This is a genomic window from Pseudomonas sp. RA_15y_Pfl2_54 (genome assembly GCF_963971015.1).
GTDB classification, from domain to species: domain Bacteria; phylum Pseudomonadota; class Gammaproteobacteria; order Pseudomonadales; family Pseudomonadaceae; genus Aquipseudomonas; species Aquipseudomonas baetica_A.
Genome location: NZ_CAXAPN010000069.1, coordinates 1 through 5,273, shown reverse-complemented (window position 1 = coordinate 5,273; position 5,273 = coordinate 1). Strand labels below are relative to the sequence as shown.

Here is a 5,273-nt window from a genome sequence, read left to right as displayed (position 1 = left end):
TCACGCTGAAACCGGTGTTGCCGTCGTCGTGAATGAAACCGTATGGCATGCATACGCCCGGGCCGTTGGGTACTTGGTAGAGGTCGCGGGCTTCAAATCGGGCGACGAGATCTTTGATCCTTTGCGCTGCATTCTCGGTCGGTTTGTTCATATGGAAGTAAAACACCCGGTTGTTGCGCCAGAGGAGAAACTCGTAGGGTGTGTCTTCGCTACCCAGAATATGAGCGTCAGGGATGCCCAAGTCGTGTTCATAGCCTTTGGTTCTTTCTATTCGGATTTCCAGAGCCGCAATCTCGGCTTCACGGGCTTTTACGATGTCCGCTGAGTAACTGCGCTTGATCGTTTCCAGCAGACTCTTTTCTGTTTTTAGCTCTTGCTCGAGGTGTTTTTTGTAGAGTTCGGTATCGTGAAGAATAGCGTTGCGGGCTCTGTCGAATTTTTCGCGTGTTGTAACATCACTCACTCGTATAGTGAGTTGGTCATAGTCGTAACTGACATAGTCACTCACGGCGTGGATTTTTTTTGAAAACGTATGTCCACCACCACTATCTATTCGACTGTCTTCAATTCTGTAGGTCGCCCATTCAAATGACTCCGGCGCCTGAAACGTTGTGCGGCCGAGACATTCTTGGTAACCGGGGTCTGCCAGTGCTGACTGCATAGCAAACAACAGAGAGGTATAAGCGATGGTCACGCGGATCATGAATTGTGCTCTTGTCTCGGAGAGGTTTCGTTAGCGCTGGCGAAATGCACATCTGATTTTTTGTTTTGATTGTGCGCAATGATCGTCAGGTTCAATCCTGAGTCATTGTTCTCACCTTTAGTCCAGTTGATGGGTAAGGCCGTAATGAATCCTTCAATCCCTATTGGCGCAGGGTAAGTCTTTACGTCAGCTAACGTCGTGCTTTCCCAAAAAGATATCTCGTAGGGTAACGCCCCCGTAAGCTTACCTCCAAGGCTTGGGTCCAACGTTGAGCCATACACCCACGTTGGCCATATTGAGGCTGGGAATCCGTTTCGGTATTTTTTCGCTGTTGACTCTTCTATCACTTGTAATCGGCTTACATTCTGAGGAATGAAGCTGAAGGATCGTTCGTAGGCCCTTGAATTGTTATTGGCCCGTTCCTGAATAGCCTTCCACGTCTTTTCGGCCGCAGGTTGATCCAGCGAATCTCTCAATCCAGTGAAAGCAGGGACAGAGCTTTTTTTGGTTTGGCTTAATCCAAAATGCTTCTTCCACAAGTCCTTGCGTAATTGGTTGATGGTTTTTCCCACTTTTTGTGGGTGTTTGCCATCTAGGAGCACGTTGACCGATTCACTGTCACGCAAAATCACGGCCAGTTCCGAATCACGGTTACCGCATTGACTGCGGTCGTTTATGTTTGCACTGCCTAGGATGGCTACACGGTCATCGGCGATCAACAATTTGCTGTGAACGTAAATTTGCTCAGTCACGATTTTCCCGCCCCCGAGTTTGTCCCAGGTTCGCAAGTTAAGTAGGGTCAAATATTGGGTCCAGTTTTGCTGGGCATATACGGGCTCATCGTTGATGTCTTTGCGCTCAATGATTTTCGCGGCTTCCTCCCGGGTCGCGCCACGATCCATCATTGCTTTCATCGACATATGTCGCTGAACACGCTTGACCAGACTCTGCTCACCAAATACCAGACTTTGCATGGTCAGGTGAATCTGATGCATGAGGTTCAGCACATTCAATGCGCCCTCCGGGTGTACCGGCAAAATCAGGTACACGTGAAATGGGCGGTTTTCTGTAATCGCTCGCCCAATCCGGTCGGCGAGTGCTTTGCCGATGCTGTTGGTGAGCTTTTGTTCTTTCCCCAACTTTTGGGTCAGCCAGCCCTGCGCATTGGTTTGCCAGATGGAAAGGAAACTGTTGAGAAACTTGTGTGCTTCTTCCCCAGGTTCCTTCCCGATGGCATTGACTTCCTTCCAGTCGATTTTGGTGAAGTCCTGATCTTCGAGAGCTTCGCGCAACTTAACCCGGGCGACGTAGCCCTGGTGCAGGGTGGCCGGGTCGCGCAGGCTGGCCATCGGCCCCGAAAGTTGGCCGTCTTCGGACAACTCTGCCTCATCCCCAAAATCAGTCTGAAAAAACTGGTTCTCGATGTAAATGAAGTGTTGGGCACTGGAAATGGTTTGCAGCATGGCGCGCAGGCAGTTGTCCTGAACGCCTCCAGTGTTGAATCCGGCGGGCAGCGGCAAATTCACTTTGGCTTTGCCTCTGCCCTTGGCTTCCTGGCTGCTCATGGTGGCCGAAGCACTACGCAATACCTGTACGCTGACTTTGCCCGTCAGGAGGGCTGGCGGTGTCGGTAATGTCGCAGCCTGGTCGATCCATACTGGCTTGGGCATCGGCAACTTCAGGTTGATCTGGTTGCTGGCGTCCAGGTGGTGGGGCAGGCCGGCGCTTCGGGCGAGGGTATTGACCCATTCCATCAGGGCAACGATCACGTTGGTTTTTTCCAGGCTCTTTATTTCGGCAATGTAGGCTTGCTGACCGTTCCAGCGGTCGATGAAGTTGCGTGACAGGTCATAGACAGACGGACCTTCGATGCGGCTGTGAACATCCTGCCAAGGCATTCGCGGCTGGTCGTCGGCCAATCGGCTGTAGTCCGACGAGGCCAGTGGCTGTGGTGTGTGTTTGAGATAGGCGAACGGCTCCTGATGATTTTCCAGACGGTTTTGCAGCAGCGCGTAGAAGTGCCCGAGCAACGAGGTGGCGATCTGGCCGATGTCGCTCAGCCAGCCCATTTTTTCCGCCGGCATGGCATCGTAGCCTTTGTCGCAGAACATGGCGATCATGCGTCCGAGGTCGGTCGTGCTCATCCATTTGTTGATCAGTTCGTAGCTCTTCAGGCGCAGCCCCGCCTGCAACTCTTCTGCACTGGCCTCCACCTCCCGTATCCAGACCTGTGCCTGGCTTCTGAGCGGTTCGGCAATGGGCAGGCGCGTCCAGTTGTGTTTGATCAGTGCGGTGATCTGGCGGATGGCGGTGTCGATCAGATACTGCCGGGGGGAGGCCAAAGGGTCGATGGCCCCCACGTACTCCTTCAGGCTATTGCCACCTTTGGCCATCCAGTCGAATACCGGCAAGGGCGGGCTGGCAAAGAAGTTCTGTACGGTCGCGCCGATATTGATCAGGGTGTCGCGCCGGAGCAGTTCGAGCTTGATGTTGACGCTGTCAGTGCCCAGGGTTGCGGCGGCGATGGGTTTGGATAGATCGAACAAGCTGCCAAGGAGCAGGCCTGTACGACTGACATGTTTGTGCATGTCCATCCAGCCCAGATGCGGAATTCCCGGGTTGTACGCGTCGTTGCCCTTGCGATCGCGGGCATCAAGGCTGAAGTTGTTGTCATCACGACGCCCGTAAGCCAGATCGATGCCGCCGACGTAGCCGATCTTGTTGTCGATCACCACGCATTTCTGGTGGTGAGAAAACGTTGAACCCAGGCCTTTCATGTCGCTTTGCTGGATGGCCGGTGTACAAAATGCGCGTGCGCCGCCGAGCCCTGCGTTGAGCTGGAATACCGCGAGCATGGTTTCGAAGTCGTGGGTGCCGACGCTAGCTGCGGGACTCAGCCACGGCATGACGAAGACTTTGAGGGTCGGCGTTTTCACCAGTGCGGCGTGCAGGCATTCCCAAAGGCTTTGTTTGCCGTCCAGCGTGACGTCGTAGTTGATTTGCCAGCCCGTGATGAAAATCGAGGTTTGGGCATTGCCGATTTCAGTGGCCAGATCCTTGTAGTAGTCCTCGCCGGTGGTGAAGAAACGCACGTCATTGCCGCTGCGCTTGGGTGCGAAGGCCGACTCGTCCTGGATGAAGAAGTCCGGCGCGTTCACCGCTGGCAGGGCCTTGCCCTGAGCTGTATTGATCTGGCTGATTTCTTTGTGGCGAATGCCGTTGTAAGGCGTTGCTGAGTCCGTCATGGTCATTCGTCCCTGGTTTGCAACTGGTTGTACGGATTGCCGTCGGCGAGCAGATCCTGTTTGCTGCGTTCACTGTTCGCCGTACTGATCCGGCCATGTTTGGCGCTGTCGTGAAAGTCGAGGGCGGCGAGGGCGAAGCGCTCCTTGTCGGCTTCCGAGGGTTCGTCATGCAGCGCCACTGGCACGCGTTGCCCCGGATAGCAGAGCCACAGAGGGCCCTTGGTCGCATAGGCTTGGGACAACTTCAAACGCTGGGTTTCATCGATGTTGACCCGTCCGTCGTCGTCGGTTTGACCTTCTAGCAAGGGGGCCTGCTCGCCGTCCTGAACAATCGACCAAGCGGTGTGTGCCAACGGGAAACCTTCGTCCCCCGGGACGTCAGTCAACTTGATATCGAAGAAATACTCCCTTGGCTTGGCCGGTGGTGCGATGACGCCGGGTTGGGCGGTGTCGAGCAAATTACCGGGTTTGGCTGACGGCGGTGGTATCGGCAGTTTCGGCAGCAAAATCGCAATCCCTGACCCGGTTCCCGCAGCCCCCCCGGCATTGATTTTCACCACCGGCCCAACCACCGTCACGCCGCCAGCATCAAGCTTGATAAAGCTACCGCCACCCAACACGGTCAATTCCGTTCCCGCCTCGATCACCATTTTGTCGCCAGACTTCAGGTGGATTTCTTTCCCGGCATGGGTCAATTGAGCGGTTCCGAGTTTGATGTGCTGGTTTTGGGTCACGGACAGGTGATCGTCGGCCTTCACTTCAATTTTTCGGTCGGCAATCGTGGTGCGGTGCTCTTCGGCCTTGAGTTCGGTGTAACTGTTCTTTTCGACCGTATCGTGACGTTCATTCCCGACCCGAATCTTCTGGTCATGCTCTACGTTTTCATCCCAATCCCGCTGCGCATGAATGTAGATCTGCTCCGCACCTTTTTTGTCTTCAATGCGCAATTCGTTGTAGCCGCCGCCACCCGGGGAGCTGAGGGTTTTGAACACGCTACGGGTCTTGTTCGCCGGCAGTGCGTACGGCACCGGGTTTTCCTTGTGGTACAGGCAACCGGTGACGAGGGGTTGGTCGGGGTCGCCTTCGAGGAAGGTGACCAGCACTTCCATGCCGATGCGCGGGATGGAGATGGCGCCGTAGCGGTCGCCCGCCCAAGAGCTGGAAACGCGCAACCAGCAGCTGGTTTTGTCGTCGGCCTGGCCTTCGCGGTCCCAGTGGAATTGCACTTTGATGCGGCCGTATTGGTCGCAGTGGATTTCTTCGCCTTTGGGGCCGGTGACGTGGGCGGTCTGGCTGCCGAGGACGCGGGGTTTCGGGTGTTCGAG

Annotated in this window: 2 protein-coding genes and 1 pseudogene; all 3 read right to left on the bottom strand. The window is 55.2% G+C overall.

The window, feature by feature from the left end; genetic code table 11:
- A pseudogene (locus AACY50_RS28330) lies at positions 1–703 on the bottom strand (hypothetical protein); the annotation flags it as partial.
- Positions 700–3,795, bottom strand: a complete 3,096-nt coding sequence (locus AACY50_RS28325) for a phospholipase D-like domain-containing protein (RefSeq protein WP_445261508.1) — start codon at positions 3,793–3,795, stop codon at positions 700–702. The gene AACY50_RS28325 and the pseudogene AACY50_RS28330, both read right to left, overlap by 4 nt.
- 155 nt (positions 3,796–3,950) lie before the next feature.
- The coding region (gene tssI, locus AACY50_RS28320) for a type VI secretion system tip protein TssI/VgrG (RefSeq protein WP_339539893.1) at positions 3,951–5,273 on the bottom strand (1,323 nt) is incomplete at its 5' end.